Source organism: Fibrobacter sp. UWB13 (assembly GCF_900177805.1).
Classification (GTDB): domain Bacteria; phylum Fibrobacterota; class Fibrobacteria; order Fibrobacterales; family Fibrobacteraceae; genus Fibrobacter.
In genome coordinates, this window is record NZ_FXAX01000001.1 from 51,901 (window position 1) to 64,890 (window position 12,990).

Consider the following 12,990-nt stretch of genomic DNA (forward strand, 5'->3'; position numbering starts at 1 on the left):
GCTATAGATAAATTCTACTTCACTGTTATTTTTTGCATTTGCGTTCCGCTTGCAGTTCCTATGCGCACAATGAAATTGCCTTTGCTGAGCACTTCGCTTGCAATGCGGATGTTTCCGCGGGCGATGGCGTGCATTCGCAGTACGCTTTGCCCGAGACTGTTGAACACGTTTATACGGCGCACTTTCCCTGAACCGTTGTCGATAAACCAGTTGCCGTTTTCATGGTGCAGCGGGTTCCCTGTGAGTGCGCTTCTCGTGGGGGCTATGGCGTCGATTTGTTTTGGCGTAGTCGTAGTGAGTAGCACCGCGGTGATGGATTTTGCAGGGAGCGTCATCTTGAATCTGTTTATGCTGTAGCCCGTCGCAGTGGTCGTTCCGCCCTGCGCATTTGCTTCAACTGCGTTCTCTTTCAAGGCGTTGCTTGTGTGCGAAACGAATGTCTCGCCCTTGAGATTCTGCAAGGTGAGCGTTTTAACCGTTCCGTCGGAGGCAAAGTTCGCAAGATTGAGGTCTATATCTTGTGCGTCTTTTTCGGCTCGGTTTACAAAAATCACTGTGAGCGAATCGCCCTTGTTGCTGATAGAACTGTAGGCGGATACCAGCGAATCATTACTTGATGTAGATTGCACTCGGTTTGGATGACCGTAGCGGCTGAAAAGGTGCACCGTTTCGTACATGCCGTCGCCCCAAGTCCACGGGGTGAAAATCTCCACACCGTTATCTTGCATGGTGCCAAGGAATGACGCGTAAATGAGTGCTGTCACCATGGGGTCGTTGTCGATGATGCTTGTTTCGGTGATGCCGAACGTGATGCCGTGATCCTTGCCGAAGTATTTTTCGAGCCACTGGTTGATGCGCACGAAAATGTATTCCTTGGTAATTTTATTGTCCCAGTTGCCACCGACCATCTTTATGCCGTTTGCGCCTGGATAGTTATAGGTCGTGTCAAACAAGACTCGATGCCAGTTCACGCGTGATTCGTAATCCTTTTCTGTCGGGTACCAGTGAATGTCGAAAACATCGAGTAGGCGAACACCAGATTTTTTCTGTTCTTCGGCAACTTTCATGATAAAGTATTCTAGCCAACAGTAGTTGCGGTCTTCGCCTTTAGGGCGGTCTTCCTTGTTGTACGAAGATACGGAACACCATTGCCATTCATTTGCGGCAACAGGACCGGTAAGCTTGATGTCTTTCCACTGGGCGCGCGCCTTCTTGGCAACGTCAATGTAACGCTCAACGAGAAAGTCTCCCGTGACGGGCAAATCCAGGTCGGAATGCGTGCCGCGCCAGATTTCCATTTCGTTATCCATGCTCCAGTACTTGAATCGGCTAATGTCGAACTTAAGTTCGTCTTTCCAGTGCGGGATAATCGCGACGGTCGAGTCGGCTGGCCATTCCATGTTGTAAAGCGAGGCGTCGCCCGCTTTGATGAGTGTCTTGCCGTCTTCTGAAACTTCGCCGCCGCCCGCAAGGTCGAACGTTTGCGTTGCGTACGTGCCGTGTTCTTGTTTCCAGTTCCAGTCGGGAAAGTTGTAGTCAGTGCTGCTAGCTGCATAGCCTGTGAGCTGGAAGGCGTACATGGCGTCAACACCCGGCATTTTGTCGAGTACCTTTTGTGCGGTAATCGCCCAATCGTGCGAGTACACGTTGTTATACCAGTCGGGGTGAACTGTCATTTTGTGACGCCAATTGTAGCGCGTGGCGTTGTTGCCGTTGTTCGCTCGCAACATGTGGATGCCTGCTTCGAGCATCTGGTTGATGAAGGCAGACTCTTCTTCGGTCACCTCAGCGTCGCCATCGCTGATTTTGTCGATGTTTCGCCCGTAAAGGTACGGCGAAATTTTCTTGATGCCCGCATTTGCATCTACGGTAATGTCGATGGCCAATGTGGGGGAGACAGCAAATAGCGTGCCGAATGCAGCCACTGTGAAAAAATTTGAATATCCCATAAACAACGCCTTTTAAATGGTCCCTGCGGAACGGTTTTCCTGTAAATATATACTCAAAATATAGTTTGGCAAAAATTAAATAAACGCCTGTGGACATTTGTGACTACAGGCGCATTTTTAGGGATGGGCGTTTTTTTTACGGAGATTCCGCCTTTTTAGGACTTTTGCGCCATTCCTTGAGCTTCTGCACGCCGTCAGTGGACCAGAGCGCCCAGGCAATCAGCACAGGCTGGAAGAACAGGCGGATAAAACGAGCCTGGTCAGTGTCAAGTCCGAATGCGTTGATACCGTTCACGTACTGGCTGATGTTGCCCGGGAAAATAGCAACGTAGAACAGCGCAAGCAGTACGCCAACCGTACCCTTGTGCTTGTACAAGAATATCATGCTGAGGCCGAGCAAAATCTCGACGACGCCCGAGGCCAATACCACGAAATCCAGGAATCCCGGATTCTGCGGAAACCACGATGGGACCTGCGCCAGGAATTCCTGCCTAGCGATGGTCAAGTGACTGATACCTGCGTAGGTCATAAAAATGCCCAGCAGAACCCTCAAAACCATTTTTACGTATTTCATACATTTAATATAGGATAAAAAGGGCGGAAAAGTCAAAAAATTTTTTTGCCACGAATGAGTGCTAAAAGGCTAACGTTAAACTGAAATTTCTATTTCAAACAGTTGGTTCGCAAGCCCGACCGTTGGTTCGAAATCAGCAATCTTCTTGAACCCGTATTTTTCGTATAGGCCGTGGTGCTCGCTTTTGAGATAAACTTTTTTGTAGCCGAGCCTTTGGGCGTAATCAAGCGCTGCGTCAATTAAGCTTTTGGATAGCCGCTGTCCCCGGAATTCTTCGCTAACGTAAACGAGATTTATAAAAGGGCTGCAATTGAATTTCGCAGGAATGTTCCCGTTCTCCTCGAGAACGCAAAAGCCGACAACATCTTCACCGTGTACAGCAACGAAAACTTTTTCCCAGTCTAGGAAATCGTTTTTTGACATTCGCTCGGCTAAACGACGCCCCGGCTGCCATGGGCAATCTTTCGCGAAAGCGCGGGTCTTTTCCCACCACGGATCATCTTTGTTGATTGCGATTATCATTGCTTGCCTCGGCTTTTAAAGAATCCCTATAGGACTTAACTAAACAAGATAAATCTCTTTTAGGACAATATACCACTTTTTCAAAGGGATAGTTTTACCTCAGCTCATAAAGAGCCCTTATAAGATAAAAGGTCGCCTGAGGCGACCTTTGTAGTTTTCGTGGGGATTATACACGTCTAATTTTTTTCTGTGTTTTTTTACTCTCCATCATTTTTTTCATATATTCGTCAAATAGGTCGTCTTCAGGATTATGAGCGAAATCATGATTTAAATACTTATCCATTAGAATATATTTCTCTTCGCGAGGTTTATTCATCAAAATTCTATCAAACTCATCATCTCGTTCGTAATCAAATAACGTTCCACTTTTCATTTGTGCCGACATAATGTCTGCGTTTGTTTTCCAACCATGAAAATGCATCAATACAAATATCAGCCAAAAGAAAATAGGCGGAACAAAAGACAAAATACAAATCTTTGAACATGGATCAAAAATAAGAATGTACGTTACTGCAAAAAAGGCAAATGCCAATATATATAAGATGCATCTTTTCATATCAAATCACTCATTCTCAACGGTGATGTCCCCAATATCAAGTTTTACCTCTGCCCCAAAAGAGCCCCTATAAGACCTGCTTTCTGAATATACCTTTATTTATGCGGGTTCGCAAGCGGTTTGACGCTGAAAAAATCAGAAGAATTGGATGGATTCCTGGGATTTGGGCCATTTTTTTTGGAGCCCTGGTGCTGCCGAAATGACTGTAGATTTCCAGGAATTCCCTGTCGGAGACGCTCAGCAGGCAGACTGTGGAGCGGGGGTCGATTAAATTGGCGATTCGTCGTCGGACGGCATTGTGCCTTTATTGCGCCGTGGATTCCGTAATCCCCGATGCTTCAGGGTGACCACTGGATGCGGATTTCTTGAAGAAGATGAAACTCTGGTGGTTTGAAACTAGCTGCGTGCCCCTTGGCCGGGAATACACATTTACTTATATTACAATCGTAATTCGATAATCCTCGCGACAGTCGACATAGACCATTTGGTCCGTACGTGCATTCGCGGCGGGGCCCATCAACCTTCTTGACGGTCCTGTTGGATAGCTGGTAGGAACACGACCTACTCGAGTTCACTCGAAAGAGTGGCAAGTAACGCCGGGGAAAGCCCCCGCCAACAGAATTGCAAGATTATCCCATTCCACGCAAATCGTGGAAACTCCATTACAAAACAAAAAAGAACGGGCGTATAGTGCATTGTTTATACGGTGTATTCGCACCGTTGTGCAACCATTTTTAAGAGGATATCTATGTCGAAAAAATCTATCAACATCTTGGACAAGGATTACATTCACTGGGTCAAGGAACTTTCTTCCCGTTATCGCAAGAGCCAGATCAAGGCTGCGGTAAAGGTAAATAGTGAAATGCTGCGCTACTACTGGGAATTGGGGCGCGATATTGTAACCAAGCAGGCTGAAAATAAATATGGGAGCAACTTTTATGGTACGCTTAGTACTGATTTAAAGAAAGCAATCCCTAACGCCGAAGGGCTGTCTCCATCGAATATTCGCTATTCTAAAAGATTTTTCCAACTATATAGTCCTGTCTTGGAAAATCTTCAGCAGGTTGCTGAAAAATCTCAAAGTCCTTTAGAACGACTTGAATCTACATTATTCTCTGTTCCGTGGGGGCACCACATGCTGCTCATCGATAAGTGCTCAGACGCCCCACAAAAGGCCCTGTTTTTTGCCCGCCAGACGATAGAAAATGGCTGGAGCCGTTCGTCCCTTCTGAATGCGCTTTCTACCGATCTTTACGAGCGCCAGGGAAAGGCTTTGACGAATTTTGAACGGACTCTCCCTGCCGAAACAAGCGATTTGGCTCAAGAACTGACGAAAGATCCTTACAATTTCGCGTTTACGGGTATTACGGGTCGCTACAACGAAAAACTGCTGAAAGATAGCCTGCTGAACAACATTACCCGTTTTCTTGTGGAATTGGGCACGGGCTTTGCCTATGTCGGCAGAGAATATGGCATTATGGTGGGCGAAAGGGAGAAGTTCATGGATTTGCTTTTTTACAACCTGAATCTCTCTTGCTATGTCGTTGTCGAGGTGAAAATCGGGCGCTTTGAATTTGCCGATATCGGGCAACTGGGCGGATACATGGTGGCATGCAATCACATCCTTAAAAAGGAAGGGCGCGACAACCCGACAATCGGTCTGCTGATTTGCAAGGAAAAGGACAAGGTGCAGGCACAGTACGCACTGGAATCAAGTACGCAACCTATCAGCATTTCGGAATATGAATTGGAAAAATTCTACCCTGAAAAGGTTGAAGGCACAATGCCCTCTATTGAGGAAATTGAGAAAAGATTGTGCGAAGTGCCGCTGTAAAATCTTACGGGTACTTCGCTCCGGGAATATCCTTCAAAATTTCTTTCCAAAAATCGCGGAATTCCTTTTCGGTGACGGTGCCGCCTGCGGTGAGTAGGCGATAGTGCTCGCCTTGCCAGACGTAATCAAAGGGGGAGGAGTCAAAGCCGTTGCGCTGGTAAAAGTCGCGGCGGCGGTTCCTGCGTTCAAGTTCTTCGGCGTCCTTGGAATCTTCTTCGACTTCGATATCGACGACGATGCGTGTGTCGGGGTGTTGTTCGCGAATGACTTGCAGAATTTGTGAGCCGTATCCGCGACTGCGCAGTTCTGGCATAACCGCAAAATAGACGATGTTCGTGATGTCGCCGTGTGAAATGGAATTTGAGAACCCGCAGAACCTGGGAGCCGCGGTATTTTCGGCCGCGCCACCTTCGCCATCTTCCTTGTTAAAAAATGCCCAAAATTCTCGCTTGATTTTATCGTCGAGCAAATGCTTTATTGGAATGCGTTCGTTAGCCGGGAACGCTGATTCGTACAGCGCCTTGACCTGCGGAAACCAGGGGGCATCTCTTGTGACATCGAAAAACTGGAGCATTTGCAGAAAGAATAGGATAATGAGTCTTGTGTGTCAAGTTTGCGAATGTAATCCTGCGTCTTTTGGTATATATTTATTCTTATGAAACTGTTTGAAAATAAATTTATCCCTTTTGTCGCTGCTCTTGCTTTTGCTGTTGCTGGCTGCAATGAATCGAAAAATTCCACGAAAGAATCTGCGGAAAGTAAGTCTGCGGTAAATCTTGAAACTTCTGCAAAAGTGACGATGCCTTCTGCTACGGTGAACACGCCTGCTGTCGAGGGGACGAAAACCATTGCGCTTGCGAACGGAGCTTCGGTCACTTGGATTCAGGACAACGAGGGCAAAAAACTGATGCCTCGCGAACTTTTCAGCGATGCAAGCGATTCACTTTACGAAAGTTTGAATATGCCGGCAGGGCTCCCTGCTTCTGTCAGCACGTTCTTGGTAAAAACGGATGGTAAGTACATTTTGTTTGATGCTGGTCTTGGCGCGTGGGGCGGACAGCTTTTAAAGCGTCTTGATGCTTTGAAAGTGAATCCGGATTCCATTGGTCTTGTCTACTTGACGCATTTTCATGCAGACCACATTGCGGGCCTTGTGAAAAACGGTAGCGCCGGGAAGATGGAAAAGGTCTTTAAAAATGCCGCCGTTTATGCGGGCAAGGTGGAATATGATGCGTGGATGAACGATATCCCGAAAAATGACTTGCAAAAGAACATCATGTCGCTTTATAAAGATAGCCTTCATTTGTTTGCGTTCAGCGATAGCTTACCGCATGGAGTGCTTGCGATGGATGCCGTGGGACATACGCCGGGGCATACCGCCTTCCAGTTTTCAAATTTACTCGTGATTGGCGACTTGATGCATGGTTATGCTTTGCAAAAGTTCCATCCTGAAATCAATTCCAATTACGACATGGATAAGGAAAAATCCGCTGCAAGCCGCAAACGCATTATGCAATACGCTCGCGAAAACAAACTCCTAATGGCGGGAATGCATTTGCCGCCTCCGGGATTCGTGAAGTAAAGGCTAAAAAGATTCTTTGATGATTACACCTCCGTTGAGATAACGGTGTATAAGGCTGTTAATGAGTGTCTGGTAGCTTGTACCAAGACGTGCGGCCTTAGCCTTCATACCTTCGATATCGGCGTCTTTCATTCGGATGGTTATGTTGTGAGCCGACCCGCGGATTGATGCTTTAATGCGGTCCACTTCTTCTTTGGGAAGAGGTTCTGTATCGCCTCGTTCAATGGCTTCCATGAGGAGTCTTTCTTCTTCATCCATCGGATCAAATTCTGAGTTCGCCATTTTCGTACCTCCGCTGATAGACTCGGTTTGGAAAAGCCGTTTTTAGAAAGAATGTCCCGTCTTTTTCTTCCACAAACGGAACGCAGATGACGTAACCCTTGATAATGACAAGAAACATCCGCTGGCCTTCGTGGTCCCGCTGGTTTCTCACCAATTCGGGCTTAAAACGTTCGGCAAGAATTTCTTGCCTGACATCTTCCATGACGACTCCGTGTTTTTCGAGTACCTTTTGGGCTTTTTCCTCATCAAATCGTACTTTTATATCTGTAATATACATATATTATGTTGAAAAGTCAATATCTTGTCAAAGTCGTCTCTATCTACAGAAGCTCTTGATGTATTTAATGAGGGTGTTTTTCAAATTGATTAAATGAATGAGCGTTATGAACATTTAGGACCTCTTTTAGGGGGGGGAGGGAAAAGCTAAAAAGAAAATTCGCAAAAAACGATGAATCCCTAAATTTTGCAACCAACCGTTTGCAAAAAGCTCGATTTTGTCGCTTATGGTTGTCAGTCGTTCGCTTGAAAAGAACAGGAATGTATATTTATCCCTATGAAATTGTTTGAAAATAAAGTGGTCGTGGTGACGGGCGGGGCGCATGGTATTGGCGCTTCTATTGTGAGTGAATTTGAAAAAGAGGGAGCGAAAGTCGCGTATATCGATATCCGCGAAAATTCTTGTTTTGTTGGGGATCTTTCAAAGAAAGAGACTTTGGAAAAGTTTGCGCAGTTTGTTATCGAAAAATACGGGCATGTGGATGTGCTGGTAAATAACGCACTCCCGCTGATGAAGGGTATTGACGAATGTAGTTACGAAGAATTCTGCTATGCGCTTGCTGTCGGCGTGACCGCTCCGTTTTATCTTGCAAAACTTTTCGCGCCGCATTTTGCAAAGGGCGCTAGCATTATAAATATCTCATCGTCTCGCGACCGTATGAGCCAACCGCAAACCGAAAGCTATACGGCGGCAAAGGGCGGGATTGCTGCCCTCACGCATGCGCTTGCTGTGAGTTTTGCAGGCCGTGTGCGCGTGAATTCGATTTCACCGGGCTGGATTGATACGGATTTCAAGGTTTACGATGGTCCCGATGCCACTCAGCAACCCGCAGGTCGCGTCGGCAATCCGCTCGACATCGCGAATATGGTGCTTTACCTCGCGAGCGACAAAGCTGGCTTTATTACCGGCGAAAACATCTGCATTGACGGAGGTATGACTCGCCAGATGATTTACCACAACGACTGCGGCTGGAAATTGGAAGGGTAGCGGAATTTTCTAAAACGCACAAATTTTAATTCAAGGTTGTTTCTCAAACACTATTTTGCTGAATGTTTTGTAGTGGTCGGTGGTGTAATAGATGTTACAGCCGCTACTATAGACGAGGCGGTTTGTGCCGCGATTGTTTCCGAAGTAATCGACATCGGCTTCGTAGTAATACGCTGTCGGGAGCTTTCCTTCGCGGTTGTCGAAGTAGTCGCCGCCAATCATCACGCCGAGCGTTGTATGCGGATTGAAATTCCATTTCACAAATGTTTTGCCGGTCTTTTGTTCGTAAAGCTTTTTACCCTCGCTTTTGGTTACATAATAGGAGGGCAGGCGGTCGTTGTCGCAGATGTACTTTGCAACATGGAGTCTTGAGGTGTATTCCTTTTCGGCGGGATTTTCTTTTAGCAGGCAGACTTTTTTGTTGCGGGGAGCATCATCGGGGGTTGTGTAAACTACGTATATGTCGAATGCGAATGCCAACGCGATGCATATCGCGACTATCACAGCAATCTTGGATTTTTTCGCCTTGCGATAATTTTTGCGCACCGGGGAGGACGCGGCTTGTTCTTCTCGCGAGGCTACACCTTCAAGAATTCCTTTTTCGATTCTTGCACCTTTCTCGTTTTTGCCGAAACTGCAAATGATGATTGTATCACCGACTTTTGGCGGTCTCACGGGATGCCCTAAAGCAGAAATATGGACAAAGTACTTGGTCCCATTTGCTGTGGCGAAACCGAATCCTTTTTCTTCGTTCCATTGCGTGACGGTAGCTTTATTTGTAATGGGCATAGGGAAACCTTTCATTGTAGGTAATTGCTTGTTAAATGTAAAAAGAAACTCTTGTAGCTGAAGCCGGGGCGTTGCGGGGCGGCGACTGAGCGCCCGCAGTAGGGGTGATGGAAGACCCGGCGTGCCGGGGCTGCAATCAGGGGGAGGCTTCCCCCTCCAGTCCCGTTTTTTTACGTTTTCTAGTAATTAGTGGCTGGAAACTAGTAACTTTTTCCACTTTACTTTGCTATCTTTCCGCTTGGAACATTTTACTTAACAGAGGTTCAAAAAAATGAATTATTTCAACTCAATCCCTATGCGTCGCCAACTCGAAGAAATTGGCCACTGCCGTTTCATGGAACATTCTGAATTCAGCCGTGGTGTTGAAGCCCTCAAGGGTAAGAAGATTGTGTTCGTCGGTTGCGGTGCTCAGGGTCTCCATCAGGGTCTCGACCTTCGCGATAGCGGTTTGGATGTTTCCTACACGCTCCGCAAGGAAGCCATCGAACAGAAGCGCCAGTCCTGGAAGAACGCTACTGAAAACGGCTTCAAGGTCGGTACTTATGAAGAAATGATTCCGGATGCAGACCTCGTTTGCAACCTCACACCGGATAAGCAGCACCACAACGTGATCCCGGCTATCATGAAGCTCATGAAGAAGGGCGCAGCACTCTCTTACAGCCATGGCTTCAACATCGTCGAAGAAGGTCAGGAAATCCGCAAGGACATCACTGTGATCATGGTCGCTCCGAAGGGACCTGGTTCCGAAGTTCGTTCTGAATACCTCCGTGGTTTCGGCATGCCGTGCCTTATCGCTGTCCACCCGGAAAACGACCCTGAAGGCAAGGGCTGGGACTATGCTAAGGCTTACGCCGCTGGTCTCCACGCTGACCGTCCGGGCGTTCTCGAAAGCTCTTTTGTCGCCGAAGTGAAGTCCGACCTCATGGGCGAACAGACCATCCTTTGCGGTATGCTCCAGACCGGTACGATCCTTTGCTACGACAAGATGGTGAAGGAATTCGGTATCGACAAGGCTTACGCTGTGAAGCTCCTCCAGTACGGCTGGGAAACGATTTCCGAAGCCCTCAAGCATGGTGGCATCACGAACATGATGGACCGTCTCTCCAACCCGGCTAAGATCCGCGCAACGGAACTTGCTGAAAAGATGAAGAAGATCATGAAGCCGCTCTATCAGGAACATCAGGACAACATCATCTCTGGCAAGTTCTCCAGCACGATGATGGTCGACTGGGAAGCTGGCGACAAGGACCTCCTCAAGTGGCGAGGCGAAACCGGCGAACTCGAATTCGAAAAGGTTGCCGCAACTGACAAGCAGATCACCGAACAGGAATACTTCGACCGTGGCGTTCTCATGACCGCTATGATCAAGGCCGGTGTGGAACTCGCATTCGAAACCATGTGCTCTGTGGGCATCAAGCCGATGAGCGCTTACTACGAATCCCTCCACGAAACTCCGCTCATTGCAAACCTCATCGCTCGTAAGAAGCTGTTCGAAATGAACCGCGTCATCAGCGATACTGCAGAATACGGCTGCTACCTGTTTGCTAACAAGTGCGTTCCTCTCCTCGCAGACTTCATGAAGAACGAAGTCAAGAAGGGCGACATTGGCGATATCTTCAACGAAGGCAATACCAACGCTGTCGATAACGAAGAACTCATCAAGGTGAACAAGAACATCCGTCAGCATCCGGTGGAAGAAGTCGGGGCATGGCTCCGCGACCGCATGTCTGGCATGACCCGCGTCGTCTAAGCTTCGTTCTTTAGTGAACAACATCAAAGGCCCGCCGAAAGGCGGGCTTTGTGCGTTTTTACGGTATTGTGGCGGTTTGTCGTCGCGTTTGTGCCGGTCGTTCGCGGTCGCGATCGAACTGCGCCTGACTTGCGTTTTTACTTCCCGCCGACGGGGAACATTGCGAACTCTAGCTGAAAGACTTTGTCGCTGTTTCGGTCTTCTTCGGCGATGAGCGCGATTTCTTTGCGGAAGGCGTTGATGCGTTCCACGATGCGTTCGTAGCCTTCTTGGCTGATGCCGAGCGTGAGTCCCGAAATGTGGCGGCTGCCGGGCGGGTCGCGGTCGATGGAATCGGCGGCGAGCTTTAGGCAATGCTGGTGGTAGCCGCGGAGTGCGAGTTTCGACGTGCGGTCTCCCGTGGTGATGGAATTCTCCGTCAGCACATACTTTCCGCTTTTATCCTTTTAATCAGTTCGCATTCTTCGAGCAACTGCACTGACTTTTTCGCTTCTTCGACGGTGATGTGCGGGCGCACTCGTAAAAAGCGTTGCCGACATGGGCATCAAAACGAACAACGGCTGGGGCGAAGTGATTGCTGGGACTGCCGCGAAGGATTCCGATAAGGACGGCATGCCCGATTACTTTGAAGAAGCTATGGGCTACGATATCAATAAAGATGACGCAATGACCAAGGAAAGCGATGGTTATGTGCGTATCGAAAAGTACATCAACTGGCTCGGGGCTTCGCATATGCACATTACGGACGAATCTTCACGCAATTTTGACTTGCGTACTATTACGAGTGGATTCCAGTCGGTCAAACCGACTTACAGCGTATCAGCTGCAGAGAATGGAATGGTTGAATTGCTTGCAGATGGCTACACGGCTCGCTTTACGCCGAAGGAAAATTTTAAAGGTATGGCGTCATTCAAGTACATCGTCAAAGGCAACGATAAAACTGAATATACGGGCCGCGTTGAAGTGCTTGTGGAAAAAGCGGAAAGCGCTGTGGATTCGTCGGCTCAAGATTCAAGTACAACGCGGATTGTCGAAAAATTCCGCTTGCGTGGAAATTCTGAGACCGTGAAAATTTTCGATATGAATGGCAATTATATGGGAACTTCGACGTCTAATTTACCGCAGGGGCACTATATCGTTCGCCAAAATATTCAGGGCAGAGTCGTGAATTTCTTGTATAATAAAAATTGATTGTTATTTTTGGTGTAGTTTTATTATTGGAGTGTGTTGGAATGTTTTCTTTTAAAAGCTTTGCGACTGTAGCGGTCGCATGCGGTATGGGGCTTGCTTATGGCATTACCCCGAACAAGCTTGTTTCTGGCGGAATCCCGGCGCATACGGAATCTACAACGACGGATTACTTGACCGATGGCTATTTGACGAACTGGAAAAGTAGCAATGCCAAGGAAATTGCGTTGATGGTGGGCGAAGGCCCTAAAAAGCTCTTGACAATAAATTGCCGAAGGGCCCTGACTTTTATAGCTATTACCGCGAACATCAGGAACTCCTCGGAAGTGATGGTGTTCACCCTAATGCTGATGGCGGTGGCCAGGCGATGCATCACCTGTGGGCGGAGGCTTTGGCTCCGCTGTATGCGGCGGGCGATACGGCTAAACCGGGCGAATCTACAGAAAAATTACGCACGGGCTCTGTAAGCCGGTTTGCGTTACCGACCATCTCTATGCAGAACCGCCAAATCGTTGTGCAGGGCGTTCCCGTCAATGCAGAAGTCAGCCTTGTTTCTGCGATTGGAACCGTTGTCGAAAAAATCCATACAACATCAAATACGGTTCGCTTTTCAACAGGTGTCCATGCAGGGCATTACCTAGTTGTTGTGCGTAACGCGGGGCATTATGGCGTTGCGAACGTTGTCGTGAAATAGGTGTGC

At 47.8% G+C, this 12,990-nt stretch carries 16 protein-coding genes; 7 read left to right on the forward strand and 9 right to left on the reverse strand.

Annotated elements, in window-relative coordinates; translation table 11 throughout:
- Positions 1-14: 14 nt before the first annotated feature.
- The 4 genes from B9Y77_RS00235 to B9Y77_RS00250 form a co-directional block, all read right to left on the reverse strand.
- The gene (locus B9Y77_RS00235; RefSeq protein WP_085490030.1) at positions 15-1,949 is read right to left on the reverse strand and encodes a glycoside hydrolase family 44 protein; all 1,935 of its coding nucleotides are present in this window, start codon (positions 1,947-1,949) and stop codon (positions 15-17) included.
- Between the two features lie 136 nt (positions 1,950-2,085).
- On the reverse strand, positions 2,086-2,523 hold the full coding sequence (locus B9Y77_RS00240) for a DoxX family protein (RefSeq protein ID WP_085490031.1): 438 nt from the start codon (positions 2,521-2,523) through the stop codon (positions 2,086-2,088).
- A gap of 75 nt (positions 2,524-2,598) precedes the next feature.
- Positions 2,599-3,045 (reverse strand): GNAT family N-acetyltransferase, encoded by a 447-nt coding sequence (locus B9Y77_RS00245; RefSeq protein WP_085490032.1) that lies wholly within the window; start codon positions 3,043-3,045, stop codon positions 2,599-2,601.
- Between the two features lie 166 nt (positions 3,046-3,211).
- Positions 3,212-3,601, reverse strand: coding sequence for a hypothetical protein (locus tag B9Y77_RS00250; RefSeq protein WP_085490033.1), 390 nt, complete (start codon positions 3,599-3,601; stop codon positions 3,212-3,214).
- 148 nt (positions 3,602-3,749) lie between these two features.
- Between B9Y77_RS00250 and B9Y77_RS16155 the strand changes: the two genes are divergently transcribed.
- Together B9Y77_RS16155 and B9Y77_RS00255 are read left to right on the forward strand one after the other, a co-directional pair.
- The gene (locus B9Y77_RS16155; RefSeq protein ID WP_254899864.1) at positions 3,750-3,872 is read left to right on the forward strand and encodes a hypothetical protein; all 123 of its coding nucleotides are present in this window, start codon (positions 3,750-3,752) and stop codon (positions 3,870-3,872) included.
- A gap of 477 nt (positions 3,873-4,349) precedes the next feature.
- Positions 4,350-5,435 carry a PDDEXK nuclease domain-containing protein gene (locus tag B9Y77_RS00255; protein WP_085490034.1) on the forward strand — a complete coding sequence of 362 codons (1,086 nt, stop codon included), beginning with the start codon at positions 4,350-4,352 and terminating at the stop codon, positions 5,433-5,435.
- A gap of 4 nt (positions 5,436-5,439) precedes the next feature.
- Here B9Y77_RS00255 and B9Y77_RS00260 read toward each other — a convergent pair whose 3' ends face one another.
- Positions 5,440-6,009, reverse strand: coding sequence for a GNAT family N-acetyltransferase (locus B9Y77_RS00260; protein WP_085490035.1), 570 nt, complete (start codon positions 6,007-6,009; stop codon positions 5,440-5,442).
- An 81-nt stretch (positions 6,010-6,090) separates the two neighbouring features.
- Here B9Y77_RS00260 and B9Y77_RS00265 point away from each other — a divergent pair, with 81 nt between their 5' ends.
- Positions 6,091-7,017 (forward strand): MBL fold metallo-hydrolase, encoded by a 927-nt coding sequence (locus B9Y77_RS00265; protein WP_085490036.1) that lies wholly within the window; start codon positions 6,091-6,093, stop codon positions 7,015-7,017.
- Between the two features lie 3 nt (positions 7,018-7,020).
- On the opposite strand, the gene B9Y77_RS00270 is transcribed toward B9Y77_RS00265, so the two are convergent.
- Together B9Y77_RS00270 and B9Y77_RS00275 are read right to left on the reverse strand one after the other, a co-directional pair.
- Positions 7,021-7,299 carry a hypothetical protein gene (locus B9Y77_RS00270; protein ID WP_139829227.1) on the reverse strand — a complete coding sequence of 93 codons (279 nt, stop codon included), beginning with the start codon at positions 7,297-7,299 and terminating at the stop codon, positions 7,021-7,023.
- The gene (locus tag B9Y77_RS00275; RefSeq protein WP_085490038.1) at positions 7,280-7,576 is read right to left on the reverse strand and encodes a BrnT family toxin; all 297 of its coding nucleotides are present in this window, start codon (positions 7,574-7,576) and stop codon (positions 7,280-7,282) included. Before B9Y77_RS00275 ends, B9Y77_RS00270 begins: the two co-directional genes overlap by 20 nt.
- A gap of 276 nt (positions 7,577-7,852) precedes the next feature.
- Between B9Y77_RS00275 and B9Y77_RS00280 the strand changes: the two genes are divergently transcribed.
- Complete coding sequence (locus B9Y77_RS00280) at positions 7,853-8,563, forward strand: SDR family oxidoreductase (protein WP_085490039.1); 711 nt, start codon at positions 7,853-7,855, stop codon at positions 8,561-8,563.
- Between the two features lie 30 nt (positions 8,564-8,593).
- Here B9Y77_RS00280 and B9Y77_RS00285 read toward each other — a convergent pair whose 3' ends face one another.
- Positions 8,594-9,367, reverse strand: coding sequence for a ribonuclease domain-containing protein (locus B9Y77_RS00285; RefSeq protein ID WP_085490040.1), 774 nt, complete (start codon positions 9,365-9,367; stop codon positions 8,594-8,596).
- 256 nt (positions 9,368-9,623) lie between these two features.
- Between B9Y77_RS00285 and ilvC the strand changes: the two genes are divergently transcribed.
- A complete protein-coding gene (ilvC, locus tag B9Y77_RS00290) occupies positions 9,624-11,102 on the forward strand; it encodes a ketol-acid reductoisomerase (RefSeq protein WP_012820155.1) in 1,479 nt (492 codons plus the stop codon).
- A 137-nt stretch (positions 11,103-11,239) separates the two neighbouring features.
- On the opposite strand, the gene B9Y77_RS00295 is transcribed toward ilvC, so the two are convergent.
- Positions 11,240-11,527 (reverse strand): DUF4423 domain-containing protein, encoded by a 288-nt coding sequence (locus B9Y77_RS00295; RefSeq protein WP_254899865.1) that lies wholly within the window; start codon positions 11,525-11,527, stop codon positions 11,240-11,242.
- Positions 11,528-11,639: 112 nt separating this feature from the next.
- On the opposite strand from B9Y77_RS00295, the gene B9Y77_RS00300 reads away from it, so the two are divergent.
- Together B9Y77_RS00300 and B9Y77_RS15740 are read left to right on the forward strand one after the other, a co-directional pair.
- Complete coding sequence (locus B9Y77_RS00300) at positions 11,640-12,293, forward strand: Ig-like domain-containing protein (protein WP_085490041.1); 654 nt, start codon at positions 11,640-11,642, stop codon at positions 12,291-12,293.
- A gap of 265 nt (positions 12,294-12,558) precedes the next feature.
- Complete coding sequence (locus B9Y77_RS15740) at positions 12,559-12,984, forward strand: hypothetical protein (protein ID WP_139829229.1); 426 nt, start codon at positions 12,559-12,561, stop codon at positions 12,982-12,984.
- The last annotated feature ends 6 nt before the right edge of the window (positions 12,985-12,990 follow it).

What these genes read in the sequence shown, in the direction of transcription:
- B9Y77_RS00250 (WP_085490033.1), bottom strand. Translation starts at nt 3,601, where the DNA reads ATGAAAAGATGCATCTTATATATATTGGCATTTGCCTTTTTTGCAGTA.
- B9Y77_RS00300 (WP_085490041.1), top strand. Translation starts at nt 11,640, where the DNA reads ATGGGCATCAAAACGAACAACGGCTGGGGCGAAGTGATTGCTGGGACT.
- B9Y77_RS00270 (WP_139829227.1), bottom strand. Translation starts at nt 7,299, where the DNA reads ATGGCGAACTCAGAATTTGATCCGATGGATGAAGAAGAAAGACTCCTC.
- B9Y77_RS00260 (WP_085490035.1), bottom strand. Translation starts at nt 6,009, where the DNA reads ATGCTCCAGTTTTTCGATGTCACAAGAGATGCCCCCTGGTTTCCGCAG.
- B9Y77_RS00265 (WP_085490036.1), top strand. Translation starts at nt 6,091, where the DNA reads ATGAAACTGTTTGAAAATAAATTTATCCCTTTTGTCGCTGCTCTTGCT.
- B9Y77_RS00285 (WP_085490040.1), bottom strand. Translation starts at nt 9,367, where the DNA reads ATGAAAGGTTTCCCTATGCCCATTACAAATAAAGCTACCGTCACGCAA.
- B9Y77_RS00245 (WP_085490032.1), bottom strand. Translation starts at nt 3,045, where the DNA reads ATGATAATCGCAATCAACAAAGATGATCCGTGGTGGGAAAAGACCCGC.
- B9Y77_RS00280 (WP_085490039.1), top strand. Translation starts at nt 7,853, where the DNA reads ATGAAATTGTTTGAAAATAAAGTGGTCGTGGTGACGGGCGGGGCGCAT.
- B9Y77_RS00255 (WP_085490034.1), top strand. Translation starts at nt 4,350, where the DNA reads ATGTCGAAAAAATCTATCAACATCTTGGACAAGGATTACATTCACTGG.
- B9Y77_RS00240 (WP_085490031.1), bottom strand. Translation starts at nt 2,523, where the DNA reads ATGAAATACGTAAAAATGGTTTTGAGGGTTCTGCTGGGCATTTTTATG.
- B9Y77_RS00235 (WP_085490030.1), bottom strand. Translation starts at nt 1,949, where the DNA reads ATGGGATATTCAAATTTTTTCACAGTGGCTGCATTCGGCACGCTATTT.
- ilvC (WP_012820155.1), top strand. Translation starts at nt 9,624, where the DNA reads ATGAATTATTTCAACTCAATCCCTATGCGTCGCCAACTCGAAGAAATT.
- B9Y77_RS00275 (WP_085490038.1), bottom strand. Translation starts at nt 7,576, where the DNA reads ATGTATATTACAGATATAAAAGTACGATTTGATGAGGAAAAAGCCCAA.
- B9Y77_RS16155 (WP_254899864.1), top strand. Translation starts at nt 3,750, where the DNA reads ATGGATTCCTGGGATTTGGGCCATTTTTTTTGGAGCCCTGGTGCTGCC.